Here is a 17853-nt window from a genome sequence, read left to right as displayed (position 1 = left end):
ATCAGCTCGTCGCGAGTTCCACCTCGTAACAGACCGCGTAACGGCGGAAATTCGGTGTGGGCGAGAAGAGATGCCCCGCATCGGGCGACCAGGTGACCACCCGCAGCAGCCGCTTGCAATCGGGCAGCCGCCGGGCCACCAGTTCGGCGAGCACCGCGCGCGGGGAGTAGCCGCAGCGTGCGTCGACATCTCTCGGAAGCAGTACGTCCCACATGGTTTCCTCGACCCGCATGCGGTAAGTGTCGGGACTGCCGCGACGGATTCGACGCAGTCCGCGCCGCACCGCGGCGAATCGAGACCATTTAGTGACCATCGTCACAACCGGACGCAGCGAGGTCAGCCCTCGGGAATCATCCGCACGCGGTAGGTGGTCGGCCAATTCTTGCCGGTCAACAAGAACTCGTTGCCGTCCACATGGGCGATTCCGTTGAGCACGTTGCGCGCCGGCTGCCCGCGGCGCAAAGAGGATCCGTCGATCGATGCCGTCATGGCGCCGGTCTGCGGGTCGATGCGCACGATCTCGTCGGTCGGGAAGACATTCGCCCACACCTGCCCGTCGACGCACTCCAGCTCGTTGAGGCCCTTGACCGGGTAACCGTTGGCGTCGGTCACCGACACGCTTCCGGTCTGGGTGTAATCGGCGGGGTCGTAGAAGCGCAGCGTGTTGGTGCCGTCGCTGTGGATGATGCGGGCGCCGTCCTCACACACCCCCCAACCCTCGCCTTCCACGGGCACCTCGCGCTTCGGCGTGAACGTCGCCTTGTCCCATTCGATCGCGACGCCGTCGCGCCAGGTGACCTGCCAGATACGGTCACCCACCACGGTCATGCCCTCGCCGAAGTACGCGTCGGGCAACGGAACGGCGCGGCGGACCGCGCCGGTGACCGGATCGAGTTCCCGCAATTGCGATTTGTCGACGATGCCGGTGGTCTCGTACAGGCTCTGGCCGTCCATCTCGAAGCCCTGGGTGAACGCGGCCGGATCGTGCGGCTCCTCCCCCACGATCTCGATGTGGAAGCGCTCGACCGGCGGACGGGCGTCCTGCGCAGGAGCCTCTTTCTCGCCGGCACACCCGGCCAGGACGACAAGGACGACGGGGGCGGCGGCGAGGGCGCGGAGATTACGCATCACGGACATGATGCCTCATCCGGTCGGCGGTCAACCCCGATAGAACAGAGCCGGCGGCAACGGCCGCAGACCACCGCCGGTGTGCGATGCCGCGAACCCGACCGAGGCGTGCTGGATCTCGCTGCCGAGCTGGATGTCGCCCACCCTTCTGAACCGACCGACCACCCCACCGATCAAGAAGTCCAGATGGTCACCACGGCCGAGGACGCCGGGCTGCGCGCCCGCCGGAGCGCTGGCCCCGAAGACCACGGGGCGGACGCCGGCCAGATACAGCCACAGCGAGGAGTAGAGCTGCTCGTCGGCCCGCTCGCTGGGCCAGGCGACATGGTGCAGCGGTGCGCCGTCGCCGGATGACGCGAGGAGGAAATCCTGATCGCGGCCGGGGCCGTACGCATCGGGGAATTTGACGCACACGGTGCGGACCGCGGCGTCCGCTCGCGTGGGAGCGACCCGGACGAATGTCGTGTACCGCCTCCCCTGACGGAGCAGATGGGTCATTCCGGGCAGCGGTGCGTCGTCGTCGAAGGTCACGTCGGCTTCGTAGACCGGTCCGGGTTCGGCGAACACTCCCAGGGGATCGCCGAGTGCGCCCGACACGGTTGATCGGAGCGCCGAGGGCAGCCCTGCCAGTGCGGTCCCAGTTGAGATCATGCCCGCTGTCTACCCCGGAGCGCCGCGCCAGCAACCATGCGGTGCCGTCGCGCTCCTCGCCGGCGAGGAGCTCGAGAGCGGAGAACGCCCGCGGAAGTTCGCCGCGCCGAACACGATAGCGGCCCGGCTGCGCGCCGACCTCGCTGAGCGCCGCGACCGCGAGCAACCCACCGGGAGCCAACCGGGCGATCAGTTCGCCGTCCAGAGCAGGGTCACGAAACAGCTGACACATCGACCCGCGGCCCGGGTGGCAGGCCGGCATCGAGATCCCACACCGCGAATCGGCAGCGTGACGACACGTTCTGGGCGCGCGCGAAGTCGGTGGCCTGCGCCACGGCGACCGCGGAGATGTCGACGCCCAGCACGTCCAGACCACGGCCGGCCAACCACACCGAAGCGTGGCCCTGTCCGCAAGCGATGTCGAGAGCGCTTCCGGCACAGGGGAATTCGTCGGCATATGGACGGAAGACCGACCCCAGACGCGCCGCATCCGGCTCCGGGGCGCCGCGCCGGGAGTAGCGATCGTCCCAATGATCACCGTCACGCCCGGCCACGCGTCGACTGTAGGCGTACGGCTACTGCCCGCTGCGTCGCAGGGCGCCCCACACGCCGACACCGATCCCCACCACCGCGCCGCCCAGACCGATCACCTGCTGCCCGCGGGTCAGATCGGCATGCACGCTCATCCCGCCCAACAGATCCGCCGCATCGGCTCCACCGGAGGCCAGGAACCAGCCTCGGGTGTCCCGCCCACGCACCGCGGCGGTGATGAGCAGGCCACCGATCAGAGCGTCGCGATACCCCATCGAGCGCAGCAGCAGCCGCGCGGACGGCCCAGGATCGTCGGGCTGCCCCCACCACCGGTTGGCCCGAAGCGGATCGGCCAGGAAGGAGACACCCGACACCAGGCGAATGGCGCCGGCGGCGAGAGCGGGACGGTCGATGGCCATGGCCGCAGCCTAGGGGTCCGCCCGCAGCTCAGCGTCCGAAACCGGCATCGCGCAACGCCTGGGCCATCGATCCCGACGGCGCGCGCGTGTCACGACGGGGCCCCCGGCCCGGCGTGGCGTTGCCCTGTTTACGCGGACCCTGCTTGGCGTTGCGTGGCGCCTTCTTGCTCGCACCGTCGCGCTGCGGCGTGTCGGTCAACCGCAGCGTCAGCCCGATGCGCTGGCGGTCGACGTCGACCTCGGTCACCTTCACCCGGACCACCTGCCCGGAGCGGACGACCTCGTGTGGATCGGAGACGAACCGGTCGGCCATCGCCGAAACGTGCACGAGGCCGTCCTGGTGCACGCCGATGTCGACGAAGGCACCGAACGCGGCCACATTGGTCACGACCCCTTCGAGGATCATGCCGACCTGCAGGTCGGCGACCTTCTCCACCCCGGCGGCGAAGGTGGCCGTCGAGAAGGCCGGCCGCGGATCGCGTCCCGGCTTCTCGAGTTCGGTGAGAATGTCGGTGACCGTGGGGACGCCGAACCGTTCGTCGGCGAAATCGTCTGGACGCAACGACCGCAGCGATCGCTCGTCACCGATGAGCTCGGCCAGGCTGACGCCCGAGCGGTCCAGGATTCGGCGCACCACCGGGTAGGACTCGGGGTGCACCCCCGAGGCGTCGAGCGGGTCGTCGCCGCCGTTGATTCGCAGGAAGCCCGCACACTGCTCGAACGCCTTGGGACCCAACCGCGCCACGTCCAGAAGGGCCTTTCGGGAGCGGAAGGCGCCCGCCGTCTCACGGTGCGCGACGATCGCCTCAGCCAGCGAATCGGTGATGCCGGAAACCCGGGCGAGTAGCGGGACCGATGCGGTGTTCAGATCCACCCCGACCGCGTTCACCGCATCCTCGACCACGGCGTCGAGGCTGCGCGCCAGCGTCCCCGGGGTCACGTCGTGCTGGTACTGGCCGACGCCGATCGATTTCGGCTCGATCTTGACCAGCTCGGCCAGGGGATCCTGCAGGCGGCGCGCGATCGACACCGCACCACGCAGGGTGACGTCCAGATCGGGCAACTCCCGCGCGGCGTAGGCCGATGCCGAGTAGACCGATGCACCAGCCTCGCTGACCATCGCCTTCACCGGTGCGGTGGCTCCGGCGGCCCGGATATCGGCGATGAGTTCGGCTGCCAGCGCATCGGTTTCGCGGGAGGCGGTGCCGTTACCCACGGCGATCAGCTCGACGCCGTGGCGGGCGACGAGCGCGGCCAGCGTCGCCTTCGCGGCATCCCACTGCTTCTGCGGTTGGTGCGGGTACACCGCGCAGGTGTCGACCACTTTGCCCGTGGCGTCGACCACCGCGACCTTGACGCCGGTGCGGAAACCGGGGTCCAGCCCGAGGGTCGGGCGGGTGCCCGCCGGCGCGGCGAGCAGCAGATCCTTCAGATTCTTCGCGAAGACGGCCACGGCGTCGACCTCGGCGCGCTGGCGCAGCCGGATGCGGGCGTCCACCGCGGCGGCGATCATCAGCTTGACCCGCCACGCCAACCGCACCGTGACGGCCAGCCACGGTGTCGCCGGCGCCGAGGATGTCAGGTCGACGCCGAGTGTGCGCGCGATCATCGCCTCGTAGCCGGCGTCCTCTCCCCCGTCGAGGTTGAGTGCGAGGACCTGCTCTTTCTCCCCGCGCAACACCGCCAGCACCCGGTGTGACGGCATGTTCTCCAACGGTTCGGCGAATTCGAAGTAGTCCCGGAACTTCTGCCCGGCCGGACTCTTGGCCACCTCCTCGGAGGTCGGCCGCGTGCGCAGCGATCCCTCCGCCCAGAACTTGGCGCGCACAGCGCCGACCAATTCGGCGTCCTCGGACGCCCGCTCGATGATGATGTGGCGCGCGCCCTCCAGGGCGGCGGCCGGGTCGGCGACATCCGGACCGACGAACGCCGCGGCGGCCTCTTCGGGCACCGCATCCTGGTCGGCTAACAGCCGGTCGGCCAGCGGTTCGAGGCCCGCCTCCCGGGCGATCTGCGCCTTGGTCCGGCGCTTGGGCTTGTAGGGCAGATAGATGTCCTCGACCCGCGCCTTGGTCTGCGCCGTGAGCAGTGCCGTCTTCACCTCGTCGGTGAGCTTGCCCTGCTCCTGGATGGATGCCAGGACAGCGGCGCGCCGCTCGTCGAGCTCCCTGAGATACCCGAGCCGTTCCGCCAGGGTGCGCAGCTGCCCGTCGTCGAGGCTGCCGGTGACCTCTTTGCGGTACCGGGCGATGAACGGAACGGTCGCACCCTCGTCGAGAAGTCGGACGGCGGCAGTGACCTGCCCTTCGCCGACGGCGAGTTCCTCAGCGAGACGGGCGGTTACGGTCTTGACGGTGGGGCTCGAAGTCACGCCGGGACCTTATCGGACGCCGCCGACACCGACCCCTGCGGCGCGCCGCACCGCGTCGGGCACCGGCGGGTCATCGTCGCGCAGCGCGTTCGACGAAGATCTCGTCCGCGGAGCCGAGCAGCTGGATCGCGACGAATGAGACCAGCGCGGCCTCACGCCTGTCGTACCAATCCACGCCGTGCGCCCGCGCTGAGTCGGGCGCACCCCATCGCCGCCAGGAACACCCCCAGTGCGACGAGTCCGGCGGTGTCGCCCATACCGTTCTTGGCCAGCAGCACCATGGCCGCTGCGCCGACGCAGACCAGGGCGCCCGCCCACCGTGACGGCGTACCGGCGGCCACCGGTGCGGCATCCCACCACCGGAGTGGCCGGTGCTCCAGTGGGGACAGCAGCCGGAACGCGACGACCATGACGACTGCGAAGACACCGGCCCGGAGCATGAGTAGCGCCCAAAACCCTTCGGCGCCAACGTCGTAGGCGTCCAGATCGAACGCATGCAGGGTGAACGCCGCCACCGCGATGGCCGGGATGTGCCACAGGTAGATGGTCATCGCACCGGCGTTGCCGGCCGCGACGACGCGCCAGACCCGCGGGCGAGCGGCCCACCTGCGGATCGGCCCCGCGGCGGCGACGAAGGCGAAAGACATCCAGGTGCACTGCAGCCCGAGCAGCAGCGTTGGCGGCGAGACGTTCGACATCCGCTCGGCTCCGGTGACAACCAGGGAGATGTCATAGACACCGGTGCGGGCGAGGGCGATCTGGGCGACGAGCGCGGCGCCGGCAGCCAGCAATGCGAACTGCACACCGACCAGGCGGCGGGCATAGCCCACCCCGATGACCACCGGGATCAACCACACGAGCAGGAGGTTCGCCGCCCCCGCCCACGGATCGTTCAGGACGACGCGGACCGCATCCATGGCCGCCGCTGAAGCCAGCAGCGTGACGACGGTGACCGTGACCGCGCGACCAGTGCGCAATCGGGTCAGCACCGGGACGAAGGCCAGCACCACCAGGTAGACCCCGATGAACCAGAGCAGCGCCACGCTCTCCCGCCCGAGTCGCAGCGCAGAGTCGGGCCCGAGAGTGAGACGGACCGCGACCAGGCCGATCCCCCAGACGGCGAGATACCAGAAGACGGGCCGGCACAGCCGCTGGGCCCGCCGGAACAGCCAGTTGCCCCAGGACATTTCGACTCGCCAGCCGTAGGCACCCGCCGCGCCGCCGGCCAGGAAGAACAGCGGCATCACCTGGGCCACCCAGGTGAGCGGCTGAATGGCGGGCAGTTCGCCCAGGAGATTCCCGATCCGGAAACCGCCGGTGTCGATCGTCGCGAGCAGCAGTGCGCAGTGGCCGAACATGACGACGACCAGAGCGCCCAGCCGGGCGACGTCGATGGCGCGATCGCGGACGGACTCGACGTCCGCGCGCCGGTCCGGCGGAAACCCGTGACTGTGCGGCATGGTTCCAGCATGCCGGTCACCCGCGGTGGCCGGATGAGTAGGACTACCCGTCGGCCGCCGAAGCGTCATCGCCCGGAGTGAACACCTCCACGCTGCGTACCGGGGTGAGCATCACCAGGGGGATGTGCCTGGTGGTGGCTTGCTGATAACTGACGTAGGGCGGGTAGAGCTGACACATGTACTCCCACACCTGGTGGCGTTCTTCGCCTTCGGGTTCCCGCCACGTCGCCTCGAACGCCTGGGTGGCGATCTGGACACCGATCGTCTCCGCGGCGACGATGTTGCGGTACCAGGCGGGATCCTCGTCGGCACCGCCCTTGGACGCGACGATGACGACCTCCCCGCCGACGTTTCCGTAGATCAGCGGCCTGACGTACGGCCGGCCCGAACTGCGGCCCCGGCATTTGATCAGGCAGTGGGTGGTCACGCTGCGACCGCCCACCGAACTCAGATCCAGGATGTGGCCACGCGTGCCCCCGGATTCGAGATACGACGCGAGGTGCTCGCGCATCCAGTCACTCATCCACAACCTCCTGGACCGAGCTTCGCACAGCCCTCGCGCGCGCGGCCACCGACCCTCCGCCGATGACCAGGACCATGCCCAGGTGGGGCCAGCCGTGCCGGCAACGACTGTGCGCAGCGACCAGTCACCGGGACAACGCCGACACCGCCTCGCGGAGCGGATCGGGAGTCGTCGACACCACCCCCAAATAGGGATGGGACAGTTCGAGAACGAGGAACAGATTGATCGCGACGATGACGCCGACTATGGCGACCATCGGATAGTGCAGGGAGGCTTTCTCGACGCCGTAGAGAATGGCCGTGCCGAGCACCATCGCGCTGGTCGCGGCGATGACCACCCACAGCGGCCACGGCGGGCCGGTGTCATCCCGCGCGGTCAACAATCGTTCGGTCCTGGCCTGGCTCAACGCGTCCAAATTCGACCATGACGACGCGAGCAGTGTCTTCTGCGTGTCGGTGGTCGCCCCGACCTGTCCGTAGGCGGTGTACACATCGCGCAGCGCGGCATCAGCCGCACCAGATCGCGCCCCCTCGCTGTCCCATTCAGCGATGGCGGCGTTCTCGTAGGTCAGCAGAGCCGCCTTGACCCGGTCAGCGTCGCCGGGCGCGAATCCATCGGCGACGATGGCCAATTGGACGGCGGCCGCGCCTTCGGCGCGAGCGTTGCCGTCGGCGGTGTTGAAGGCGCCCCACATCGAGGACACCATGAAACCGATGAAGAAGGCGTAGATGAAGCCGATGAAACTGTAGGTGAACCGAGTGACGTCCTTGTGCTCCTCACCGGTCAGGGTGGGGAAGCGTCGCCGGACGTAGTTCTGCACCAGGACGGCGCCACCGGCCATGATGACGACAAGCCCGAGCAGCAGCACCCACGCCGGCAACGCGGTCACCAGCCAGCGGGTCACGAGTCTGGCTCAGCGTTCGTCGCGCACGGCGTCGAGCCGCTCGCTCACCCGGGCCAGCGCCTCGTCGATGGCGTGCACCTTCTCCTCGCGTCGTTCGTTCGCCGGTGCAGCGGCGCCACGGGCGCCTTCGGCCTCGACTCTGGCCGCACCCTGACGCCGCAGCAGGCTGAAGTTCTTCTCGCGCGCCTGACGCAACCGGCCCTGCAGGTCTTTCAACTGCCCGGCGTCCATCCTCGTCAACGCCTCGGGATGGCTCTCGGCGACCAGGGACTGCTCGTTCGGAGTCAGGTTCACATGGTGGTTGCTCACCGTAGATTCATAGACCTCGGCGGTGATCCGGGTATGGCGAATCGCCGAACGGCGTGCGGCGGCCTCACGACAGACTGATCAGCAGTACTCCGACCAGAACCACCGCCGCGGCGACGGCCCGGCGTCCGCCCATCCGTTCGCCGAGAAACCAGGCGCCGATCAGGGCACCGAAGACGATGCTGGTTTCCCGCAGCGCGGCGACCGCCGCCAGGGCGCCACTGGTCTGAGCCCAGAGCACGATCGTGTACGCCGCAATCGAGATGGCACCTCCGGCGATGCCGGGCACCGCCGACGTCCGCAGCGCGCCGATCAGCTTGCGCCGTCGCTTGACGACCGTGATCGCGGCGATCGGCGGCCCCTGCAACAGGAACATCCAGCCGGTGTAGGCGAACAGTGGCGCCTGCAGCACACCGACGCCGTCGACGACGGTGTACGCGGCGATTGTCAGACCCGTCACCGTGGCGGCCACCAGCGCCGGAACGTCGCCGCGGGCCGGACGTCCCCCGGCCACCACCAGACCGATCAGGCCTGCTGACACCAGCAGGATGCCGACGAGCTCCGAGGCCGGCAGATCACGCCCCAGAACCAGCACCGAGATCAACGCGACCACCCACGGTGAGGTGCCCCGCGCCAGCGGATACATCTGGCTGAACTCGCCGAGCTGATAGCTGGCGAGCAGCATCAGGTTGTACACCACGTGCAGGGCGGCCGAGGCGATGATGAACGGCCACGCCCCAGCGGGTGGCAGGCCGGCGAGCGCGGCCATCGCCGCACCGCCGGCGCCGTCGACCAGGCCGATGAGAGCGAAGCCCGTGAGGCGGTCAGCAACGTTGTGGGCCAACGAGTTCCAGATGGCGTGCAACAACGCCGACAGCAGGACGGCGAGAACGACCGTCGGTGTCATCGCGGGACGCAGGGTATCGACGAGACGGAGGCGACAGAACGCATCATCGGACCTTCTCGGCGGCGTGGGGCACGCCGCCGGAGATCCTCCAGGCTTTTGTCCGTTCAGATGACCGCGGCCGGTCGGCCGGACGCGGTGGCGTCGCTCGGACCAGGCACGCTCGGGGCGCCGGAACCCTAGACGCTATCGGGTCGAACGTAGCATGCGAGTGCCCGGCTCAGCCGTTGAGCAACGCCGCGACCGCCTGCGCCTGCCTCATCAACCCGACACACATGCTGCTGAGATTGACCACACCCAACTGGATGCCGGAGATGAGTCGGCACGCGTTCCCGGTGCCGGGCGCAGCGGTGGACCGCGGTGACAGCGCGAAGGCGCCACAAACCGGCCAGGCACCGATGCCCTGGGTCCGCAGCACCCGCTCGGCGACGAGGATCTGCGTCTCGCGCGGCGCCTTGTCCGGCATGCCGACGCCACCGTGTTCCCTCCAGGTGGACGGCAGGAACTGCAGCCCCCCGTAGAACCCGTTGCCGGTGTTGATGTCCCAGTCGCCGCTCGATTCACACTGGGCGATCGCGTCCCAATTGACCGTACTGGCGTTGGCGGTGGGCGCGGCAACCGACATCGACGCCACCGACAGCGCTGTCGCGGTGGCCGCGACGCCTAATCCCCTGACCAGTTGCACGGGAATCCCTTTCAGTCGCGGGGCAGATGCGAGGCATGCGCCCTGACTGGTGGTCCACTTCCGACGAGGGTCATTGTTACTGCTGTTGTCGTAGGGAATTGTGAGGGGATTGTGATAGTTGTTCACAATTTTGCGGCCTCCGAGCAAATTACGTCGGTGTGGTTTACCGGCCCGCACGGCCACGCGAGCAACCGCCGACAAGATCGACTCATCCGGTCACGATCAGATTACTTGTCGGAAACGTTGCGTGATGGCGATCACCAACCCGCTTAAGGTGGCATGGTTGACGTGGGTATAGTTCACCTGGCGTTGGAAACAGCAACCAAAGGCACAGATCGGGATGGCATCAGGATGGCATTGAGAGACCTGTACTTCCACGTGGTCGGCCTCACCGGCGGGGTGCACGCCTGCCTGTCTTCCCATGACCTGCCCCCTCAGCGGGCCAGCCATCGCCGCGGCTTACGTCTCGAACCGGGGAAGCTGCGAGGCTGGGCTCGCGACGTCGGGCCGGTCACCGTCACGGCGCTGCGCACCTGGTACGACCCACTCGTGGCGCACGCCCAGGCCGTCGAGCAACTCTCCGACGACCCGGCTCTGCGCGCAGCCGCGCGCAAAGCCAAGCTGCTGGCCGGCGTACACGTCGAGAATGAGCGTGCGCTGATCGCCGAAGCGGGGCAGGCGACTGCGCGTGGCGACGGCGTCAAGCTGTGGGGCCACGCGGCGAAGAGATCGCTGGCTGCGCCGACGAGGAAACGGCAACTGCGCGAGGTGCTCGCGCAGCTGGAGGCGTTCCTCGCCGATGCCGAACAGGAGCGGATCGAGCGCCAGCTCGCGGCGATGTGACGACGAGCCCGCGATCGAGGGTGCACTGGACCCGAGCAGGCCGCTAGCGCACGTCAGGTGCAGCAGTTCGGGTCGAGCACCCGGCACAACGCCGTCAGCGCGTCCCGGCGGGGAATGTGGTGCACGCTCATCCCCTGCCGCTCCGATGCGACGAAACCGGCGGTGCGGAGCTGGCCGAGGTGATGGCTGACCGTGGATTCCGACAATCCGACGGCGGCGGCGAGCGAGCCGGTGGTGCACGGCCGATCGGCCGTGCAGAGCAGCGAGATCAGTTTGACCCGCGCCGGGTCGGCCAAGGCCTTGAGGCGCATCGCCACGTCCAGAGCCGACGCGTCGTCGGCGGGCCTGGCGGCAACGGGCGCACAGCACACCGGCTGCGTCATGTCGATCACCGGAAGCGTCTTGGGCATGCAGCCATCATGCCAGTTATTTGACATTTATCAAAAGGGTGGAGTACACCGGATCACACCAACCCTTTTGGCATATGTCGCACACCTCGGAGGTGCCCATGTCCCGCGTGCAACTGGCGCTCAATGTCGATGACCTCGACGCGTCCATCGCCTTCTACACGACGCTGTTGGGCACCGAGCCCGCCAAGATCAAGCCCGGTTACGCCAATTTCGCCGTGTCCGAGCCACCGCTCAAGCTGGTGCTGATCGCCAACCCCGGTGAGGGCGGATCGATCAATCATCTTGGCGTGGAGGTCGATTCGACCGAGACCGTGCATTCGGAGATCGCCCGGCTGACAGGGGCCGGTGTGTTCACCGAGGAGGAGATGAACACCACCTGCTGCTTCGCCACCCAAGACAAGGTCTGGGTCACTGCGCCGGACGGCGAGAAGTGGGAGATCTACACGAAGCTGGCCGATGCCGAGACCTTCGGCGCCTCCGATCCGGCGCGCGGGCACGCCGACGCGTGCGCGTCCGGCTGCGCGCCGACGGCTACCGAGTGAGCGCGCCGGCCGCCGCGGACGCCACCCGCCCCGCCGGCGAACTGTCCACCCTCGACCGCTTTCTGCCGTTGTGGATCGGTGCGGCGATGGGCCTCGGGTTGCTGCTGGGCCGCGCCGTGCCCGGTCTCGATCGGTTGCTCAGCGCCGTCCAGATCGACGGCGTCAGCGTGCCCATCGCCGTCGGGCTGCTGGTGATGATGTACCCGGTGCTGGCCAAGGTCCGCTACGACCGGCTCGACACCGTCACCGGCGACCGCACGCTCATGGCCGCGTCGCTGGCGCTCAATTGGCTGGTCGGCCCGGCGGTGATGTTCGCACTGGCGTGGCTGCTGCTGGCCGATCTACCCGAATACCGCACCGGCCTGATCATCGTCGGCCTGGCCCGCTGCATCGCCATGGTCATCATCTGGAACGACCTCGCCTGCGGGGACCGGGAAGCCGCCGCCGTCCTGGTCGCACTCAACTCGGTGTTCCAGGTGATCATGTTCGCCGCGCTCGGCTGGTTCTACCTCTCGGCGCTGCCCGGCTGGCTCGGCCTGGAACAGAACTCGATCGGCGTCTCGCCGTGGCAGATCGCCACGTCGGTGCTGATCTTCCTCGGTCTGCCCCTGCTGCTCGGCTACTCGTCACGGCGAATCGGCGAACGGACCAAGGGCCGCGACTGGTATGAGAATCGGTTCCTGCCCACGGTGGGGCCGTGGGCGCTCTACGGGCTGCTGTTCACCATCGTGATCCTGTTCGCACTCCAAGGCGCTCAGATCACCGCGCGCCCGCTCGACGTCATCCGAATCGCCCTGCCGCTGCTGGCGTACTTCACCGTGATGTGGGGCGGCGGATATCTGTTGGGGGCGGCCCTCGGCCTCGGCTATGAACGGACCACCGCGATGGCGTTCACCGCGGCCGGCAACAACTTCGAGCTGGCCATCGCCGTCGCCATCGCGACCTTCGGCGCGGCGTCGGGTCAGGCGCTCGCCGGGGTCGTCGGACCCCTCATCGAGGTGCCGGTGCTGGTGGGCCTGGTCTATGTCTCGCTGGCGCTACGCCGCCGCTTCACGGCGAAGGTGGCCGCGCCGTGACCGCGAAACCCAGTGTGCTGTTCGTCTGCGTGAAGAACGCGGGCAAGTCCCAGATGGCCGCCGCCCTGCTGCGCCAAGCCGCGGGCGACGCGGTGGAGGTTCACTCGGCAGGCACCCGGCCGGGCAAGGATCTCAACGCCGTGGCCGTCGAATCGCTCGCCGAACTCGGCATCGAGGTGGGCGCCGAGTATCCGAAACCGCTGGACCCCGAACTCCTTCGCCGCGTCGATCGGGTGATCGTGCTGGGCCGCGAGGCACGGGTGGAGGCGCCCGCAGGCGTCGACGTCCAGACCTGGATCACCGACGAACCGTCCGACCGCGGCATCGACGGCATCGAACGGATGCGACTGGTGCGCAACGACATTGCCCGGCGGGTTGAGGCGCTACGCCGCGAATTGATCTAGCTGGCTGGGCCCGTCGGACGGGGGCGGGCCGGCGACTGCTGCCAACCGACAACAAACCCGCTCCGACATTGGTCGGAGCGGGCTTTCGATGGTCGGGCTGACAGGATTTGAACCTGCGACCACTTGACCCCCAGTCAAGTGCGCTACCAAGCTGCGCCACAGCCCGCGCGCTGCCGAGGATCGCCCGGCAGCGGTCGAAATGCTACCGCAGACCCGGACCGAGATCCCAACCGCTATCCATCTACGGGTGCGACCACGCTCGCGCATTACGTCACGATGGCGGTGGCGTTCCTCCGTGTGCGAGTTCAGTGCATGTACTTGCCGCCATCGATCTGGATGGTCGCTCCGTTGATGTACCCGGCTCCCTCGGAGAAGAGGAAGGCCACGGTGGCCGCGATCTCCTCCGGCTGGCCGACGCGGCCCAGCGGTATCCCCGCCGACATCGAGGCTTTTCGGTCATCGGTCAGCCGGCCACCCATGATCTCGGTGTCGATCGGCCCGGGCGCCAGCACATTGACCGTGATCCCGAACGGCCCCAGCTCACGGGCACCGCCGTGGGCCATGCCGATCACGGCGGCCTTGGCGGTCGCGTACACCCCCTTGGAGAAGGTGCCACCCCCGTCGAACGCCGTGATCGACGAAACGTTGACGATCCGCCCGAGGCCCTGGGGGATCATCCGTGCGGCCGCCGCCTTGAGCGTCAGATACGAGCCGGTGACGTTCACCGCCATCACTCGCTCGAATTCATCGAGTCCGCACTCGTGCAAAGGGGTCGGGGACGCGATGCCCGCAAGGTTGACCAGGCCGGCCACCGGAGGTAAATCCGCGTCGATGCGCGCGAAGAGCTCGTTCACCGAATGTTCCGACGCGACGTTCGTCGGCACCGCGACCACTCATTTGTGGCCGGCGTCGCGCAGTTCGGACTCCACCGCGGCCAGTCCCTCGGCGTTGATGTCGGCCAGGGCGACGTGCCAGCCGTTCTCAGCCAGGACGCGGGCGGTGATCCGGCCGATCCCCGCGGGTCCACCGGCCCCGGTGACGATTGCGGTGCGTCGTTCAGGCAGGCCGCCGGCGCCGGCCGCGTCTGACGTCATTGGTTGTGCTCCTCAACGATTGGGTGGCGATCGAACAGCTGGGGAACGCATACCCATTCGCGCTGGGACCCACGTTGCACAGCGGACGCAATTGTGACGTGTTCGCGCATGAAATCCCCGAGCGCCCATGGCGGGGCAAGCGAACCTGGTAACTCCTACTCTCGAAAGGTGACCCGAGACAACACCCCGCTCTGGCTGTTCGCCGATCAGCTCGGCCCGGCCGTGTACGGCGGTGAGCATGCCCACCGCGAGGTGGTGCTGATCGAGTCCACCGCGGCCCTGCGCAAACGCCGCTACCACCGCCAGAAGCTGCACATCGTGGTCTCGGCGCTACGGCACGCCGCCAAGGATCTCGGCGATCGCGCCACTCTCATCCAGACCGACAACTACACCGACGCCCTCGAGCGGATCGGCCGACCGGTGCTGGTGCATCAGCCGACCTCCTTTGCCGCCGAGCGCTTCGTGCACCGTCTCAAACAACGCGGGCTGGTCGCCGACGTACTGCCCACTCCGACGTTCGCGCTACCGCGCGCCGAGTTCGAGGCGTGGGCCGGTGAGCGCACCCGCTTCCGGATGGAGGACTTCTACCGCGACCAGCGCCGTCGCTTCGACGTCCTGATGAACGGCGCCGACCCCGTCGGCAACCGCTGGAACTACGACGAGGAGAACCGCGAGTCGCCACCGAAGAAGCAGCAGGCCCTCGACATCCCGGCGCCCTACCGCCCCCGCGAGGACGAGATCGACGAGGAGGTCCGCCACGACCTCGACCGGATGGACCTGCCGACGGTGGGCGCGGACGGACCGCGGCTGTTCGCAATCACCCCCAGCGAGGCACGGCGCGCCTTGAAACGCTTCGTCGACACCCGGCTGCCCACCTTCGGCCGCTGGGAGGACGCCATGATGGGCCAAGACTGGGCGATGTCGCATTCGCTGCTGTCGGTTCCGCTCAACCTCGGCGTCCTGCACCCGCTCGATGCGGTCGAAGCCGCCGAACAGGCCTACCGCCGCGGCGACGCCCCGCTGGCCGCCGTCGAAGGGTTCATCCGGCAGATCCTCGGCTGGCGCGAATACATGTGGCATCTGTACTGGCATTTCGGCGAGAAGTACGTCGACAGCAACGCCCTGGACGCCCGCACCCCGCTCCCCGACTGGTGGGCCGACCTCGACCCCGACGCCGTCACCGCCGAATGCCTACGCCACGCCCTGCTCGGGGTGCGCGACCGCGGCTGGAATCACCACATCCAGCGGTTGATGATTCTCGGCAACCACGCCCTGCAGCGGGGGTACGACCCGCGCCAGCTCACCGAGTGGTACGCCACCGCCTACGTCGACGGGTTCCGCTGGGTGATGCCCACCAACGTCGTCGGCATGAGCCAGCACGCCGACGGTGGCCGACTCGCCACCAAGCCGTACGCCGCGGGCGGTGCCTACATCAACCGGATGAGCGACCACTGCGGAGACTGCGCGTACGACCCGAAGAAGCGCACCGGTGCCGATGCCTGTCCGTTCACCGCCGGTTACTGGGACTTCGTTCACCGGCACCGCGACCTGCTCGAGCGCAACATGCGCACGCGCCGCGCCGTCCAGAACATGAACCGCCTGAAGGATCTCGACGAGGTGCTCGAGCAGGAGCGCACCCGACAGCGGTTCTAGAGCGACACCAGCCGCCAGAGGCCGATCAGGCCGACCACGACGATGACCGCGCGCAGCGCGTTCGGCGACAGCCGACGTCCGTAGTGCGCACCGAGGAAGCCGCCGAGCAGCGATCCCGCGGCGATGAGACCGGCCGCCGCCCAACTGATCCGGTCGAACGCCACCAGGGTGTAGCCGACCGCCGCCACGATGTTCACGAACAGCGACAGCAGGTTCTTCGCGGCGTTCATCCGCTGCATCGACTCGGGCAGCAACGCACTCATCGCAGCGATGAGCAGGATGCCCTGCGCAGCGGTGAAGTAGCCGCCGTAGACGCCGACCGCGAAGGTGGCGGCCACCAGGGCGACCATCCGGCCCCGGCTGACGTGGTCGGCCGACCGCCCGCTGTCCTCGGCCCGCCGTCGCGCCCACGCCTGGATGCGCGGGCCGACCACCACGAGGATCAGCGCCAGGATCAGCAGGACGGGGACGATGGTCGTGAACACTGTCTCGGGCAGGTGCAGCAGTAGCCAGGCACCCAGCGCCGCCCCGAGCAGCGATCCGGGGATCTGCCAGCGCAGCCGCTTCCACTGGCCGCGCAGTTCCCGCCGGTAACCCCAGGTTCCCGACACTCCCCCGGCCACCAGACCGACCGCGTTCGACATCGTCGACGTCACCGGCGGATAGCCGAGCGCGACGAGGGTCGGGAAAGTGATCAACGTGCCCGAACCGACGATCGCGTTGATCGCCCCGGCCCCCACGCCGGCCAGAGCGATCAGGACCATGTCGAGGACGGGCACCCGGGAACCCTAGCGGGCGGCGGTCACGCGGTGCTCAGCGCACCGAGGCGGGCGCCTCGACCGACCCCTCGGCGACCGCGGCCTCGACCCGCCGCGCCTTGGACGTCCGCCAGGCGATCACGACGAACACCGCCCAGGCGACCACGATCGCGCCGTAGATCAGCGACGACCAGGGAACTCCGATGGCGAAATAGTCGACGAGTTTCTGGGAGTTGGTCAGAACCACGACGCCGCCGACCGCGGTGCCCAGCAGCGCCGGACTGATGCGGCTGACCAACCAGGCCGCGATCGGCGCCGCGATGACCCCGCCGAGCGCCAACCCCACCACGACGAGCAGGTTGTCGAAGAATTGGTCACGCAGGCCGATGAGAAAGCCCAGCGACGCCGACAAGGCGACCAGGAACTCCGAAGCGCTGACCGACCCGATGACCGTGCGTGGCGCGGTCTTCCCGCTGGAGAGCAGCGTGCTGGTCGTCACCGGACCCCAGCCGCCGCCGCCGGAGGCGTCGATGAAGCCGCCGAACAAGCCCAGCGGAGCGAGGAACTTCGCGGTGTGCTTGGTCTCGCCGACCTTGACCTCAGGCGGGTTGCGTAGGGAGAAGCGCAGCAGCACGTACACGCCGATGCACAACAGGATCGCGGCCATCAGCGGCGCGGCGTGCTCGGTGGACAACGAGGACAACACCGTCGCCCCGGCGAATGCGCCGATCGCCCCCGGGATTCCGAGCTTGGCGACGATGTGCCAGTCGATGTTCTTGAACTTCCAGTGCGACAGACCGGAGGCGAAAGTGGTTCCGACCTCGGCGAGGTGCACCGCGGCGCTGGCCTGAGCCGATGCCACACCGCTGAGCACCAGCAGCGTCGAGGCGGTCACCCCGAACGCCATGCCCAGGGCGCCGTCGACCAGCTGTGCGCCGACGCCGACCAGGGTGAAGATGATGAGTGAGCGCATGGGCTGCTTTCGGACTGCGGGCGCCGGTGTGGCCGGCCCGTGACATGGTCATGGACGCGTATCAGCTACGCGGACAACACCATTCGTCGAAAGACATCAGCCGGCGGGAAGGCCAGAACGGCTCCAGTGCGCAGGCATGCGAGGGGGCGGCGCGGAACGCGTTCTCGGCCACCGGCTGCTCCTCTCTGCTGCGCTGCTGGACGCGGATCTGGCTCACT

Annotated in this window: 18 protein-coding genes, 1 tRNA gene and 3 pseudogenes; 4 read left to right on the top strand and 18 right to left on the bottom strand. The window is 68.5% G+C overall.

The window, feature by feature from the left end:
• Nucleotide 1 precedes the first annotated feature (1 nt).
• The 12 genes and pseudogenes from ACN27E_RS03405 to ACN27E_RS03350 form a co-directional block, all read right to left on the bottom strand.
• Nucleotides 2-232, bottom strand: coding sequence for a hypothetical protein (locus tag ACN27E_RS03405; protein WP_422746600.1), 231 nt, complete (start codon nucleotides 230-232; stop codon nucleotides 2-4).
• Between the two features lie 104 nt (nucleotides 233-336).
• Nucleotides 337-1137 carry a glutaminyl-peptide cyclotransferase gene (locus ACN27E_RS03400; protein ID WP_422746599.1) on the bottom strand — a complete coding sequence of 267 codons (801 nt, stop codon included), beginning with the start codon at nucleotides 1135-1137 and terminating at the stop codon, nucleotides 337-339.
• A gap of 21 nt (nucleotides 1138-1158) precedes the next feature.
• Entirely contained in the window at nucleotides 1159-1779 is a 621-nt protein-coding gene (locus ACN27E_RS03395) for a hypothetical protein (protein ID WP_422746598.1), read from the bottom strand.
• 16 nt (nucleotides 1780-1795) lie between these two features.
• A pseudogene (locus ACN27E_RS03390) lies at nucleotides 1796-2333 on the bottom strand (class I SAM-dependent methyltransferase); the annotation flags it as partial.
• Between the two features lie 21 nt (nucleotides 2334-2354).
• Nucleotides 2355-2729, bottom strand: coding sequence for a DUF4267 domain-containing protein (locus ACN27E_RS03385; protein ID WP_422746597.1), 375 nt, complete (start codon nucleotides 2727-2729; stop codon nucleotides 2355-2357).
• 28 nt (nucleotides 2730-2757) lie between these two features.
• On the bottom strand, nucleotides 2758-5100 hold the full coding sequence (locus ACN27E_RS03380; protein ID WP_422746596.1) for a Tex family protein: 2343 nt from the start codon (nucleotides 5098-5100) through the stop codon (nucleotides 2758-2760).
• Between the two features lie 152 nt (nucleotides 5101-5252).
• A complete protein-coding gene (locus ACN27E_RS03375; protein ID WP_422746595.1) occupies nucleotides 5253-6560 on the bottom strand; it encodes an acyltransferase family protein in 1308 nt (435 codons plus the stop codon).
• A 43-nt stretch (nucleotides 6561-6603) separates the two neighbouring features.
• Nucleotides 6604-7083 carry a nitroreductase/quinone reductase family protein gene (locus ACN27E_RS03370; RefSeq protein WP_422746594.1) on the bottom strand — a complete coding sequence of 160 codons (480 nt, stop codon included), beginning with the start codon at nucleotides 7081-7083 and terminating at the stop codon, nucleotides 6604-6606.
• A gap of 124 nt (nucleotides 7084-7207) precedes the next feature.
• Nucleotides 7208-7987, bottom strand: coding sequence for a hypothetical protein (locus ACN27E_RS03365; RefSeq protein WP_422746593.1), 780 nt, complete (start codon nucleotides 7985-7987; stop codon nucleotides 7208-7210).
• 9 nt (nucleotides 7988-7996) lie between these two features.
• Nucleotides 7997-8296, bottom strand: a complete 300-nt coding sequence (locus tag ACN27E_RS03360; protein ID WP_422746592.1) for a hypothetical protein — start codon at nucleotides 8294-8296, stop codon at nucleotides 7997-7999.
• Between the two features lie 64 nt (nucleotides 8297-8360).
• A complete protein-coding gene (locus ACN27E_RS03355) occupies nucleotides 8361-9200 on the bottom strand; it encodes an EamA family transporter (RefSeq protein ID WP_422746591.1) in 840 nt (279 codons plus the stop codon).
• 217 nt (nucleotides 9201-9417) lie between these two features.
• Nucleotides 9418-9876, bottom strand: a complete 459-nt coding sequence (locus tag ACN27E_RS03350) for a transglycosylase family protein (RefSeq protein WP_422749575.1) — start codon at nucleotides 9874-9876, stop codon at nucleotides 9418-9420.
• 357 nt (nucleotides 9877-10233) lie between these two features.
• Here ACN27E_RS03350 and ACN27E_RS03345 point away from each other — a divergent pair, with 357 nt between their 5' ends.
• Nucleotides 10234-10725 (top strand): hypothetical protein, encoded by a 492-nt coding sequence (locus ACN27E_RS03345; protein WP_422746590.1) that lies wholly within the window; start codon nucleotides 10234-10236, stop codon nucleotides 10723-10725.
• A gap of 53 nt (nucleotides 10726-10778) precedes the next feature.
• Here ACN27E_RS03345 and ACN27E_RS03340 read toward each other — a convergent pair whose 3' ends face one another.
• Nucleotides 10779-11135: an Rv2640c family ArsR-like transcriptional regulator gene (locus ACN27E_RS03340; RefSeq protein ID WP_422746589.1), complete on the bottom strand. Its 357-nt coding sequence runs from the start codon at nucleotides 11133-11135 to the stop codon at nucleotides 10779-10781.
• A gap of 98 nt (nucleotides 11136-11233) precedes the next feature.
• Between ACN27E_RS03340 and ACN27E_RS03335 the strand changes: the two genes are divergently transcribed.
• Both ACN27E_RS03335 and arsB read left to right on the top strand, forming a co-directional pair.
• Entirely contained in the window at nucleotides 11234-11677 is a 444-nt protein-coding gene (locus ACN27E_RS03335) for an ArsI/CadI family heavy metal resistance metalloenzyme (protein WP_422749573.1), read from the top strand.
• Nucleotides 11653-13157: pseudogene (arsB, locus tag ACN27E_RS03330) on the top strand (ACR3 family arsenite efflux transporter). The gene ACN27E_RS03335 and the pseudogene arsB overlap by 25 nt, the downstream one beginning before the upstream one ends.
• 89 nt (nucleotides 13158-13246) lie before the next feature.
• Here arsB and ACN27E_RS03325 read toward each other — a convergent pair.
• Nucleotides 13247-13323: transfer RNA gene (locus ACN27E_RS03325), tRNA-Pro, on the bottom strand.
• Nucleotides 13324-13462: 139 nt separating this feature from the next.
• Nucleotides 13463-14251, bottom strand: a pseudogene (locus ACN27E_RS03320) (SDR family NAD(P)-dependent oxidoreductase).
• Nucleotides 14252-14419: 168 nt separating this feature from the next.
• Here ACN27E_RS03320 and ACN27E_RS03315 point away from each other — a divergent pair.
• Complete coding sequence (locus tag ACN27E_RS03315; protein WP_422746588.1) at nucleotides 14420-15904, top strand: cryptochrome/photolyase family protein; 1485 nt, start codon at nucleotides 14420-14422, stop codon at nucleotides 15902-15904.
• On the opposite strand, the gene ACN27E_RS03310 is transcribed toward ACN27E_RS03315, so the two are convergent.
• The 3 genes from ACN27E_RS03310 to ACN27E_RS03300 all read right to left on the bottom strand — a co-directional run bounded on the left by ACN27E_RS03310 (nucleotide 15901) and on the right by ACN27E_RS03300 (nucleotide 17852).
• Nucleotides 15901-16683 (bottom strand): sulfite exporter TauE/SafE family protein, encoded by a 783-nt coding sequence (locus ACN27E_RS03310; protein WP_422746587.1) that lies wholly within the window; start codon nucleotides 16681-16683, stop codon nucleotides 15901-15903. The genes ACN27E_RS03315 and ACN27E_RS03310 overlap by 4 nt on opposite strands.
• A 34-nt stretch (nucleotides 16684-16717) precedes the next feature.
• On the bottom strand, nucleotides 16718-17635 hold the full coding sequence (locus tag ACN27E_RS03305; RefSeq protein ID WP_422746586.1) for a sulfite exporter TauE/SafE family protein: 918 nt from the start codon (nucleotides 17633-17635) through the stop codon (nucleotides 16718-16720).
• Nucleotides 17636-17696: 61 nt separating this feature from the next.
• Nucleotides 17697-17852 (bottom strand): hypothetical protein, encoded by a 156-nt coding sequence (locus ACN27E_RS03300; protein ID WP_422746585.1) that lies wholly within the window; start codon nucleotides 17850-17852, stop codon nucleotides 17697-17699.
• Nucleotide 17853: the final 1 nt, after the last annotated feature.

It is taken from the genome of Mycobacterium sp. WMMD1722 (assembly GCF_049315205.1).
In the GTDB taxonomy this organism is placed as follows: Bacteria; Actinomycetota; Actinomycetes; order Mycobacteriales; family Mycobacteriaceae; genus Mycobacterium.
This window is presented reverse-complemented; position numbering and strand designations above follow the sequence as displayed.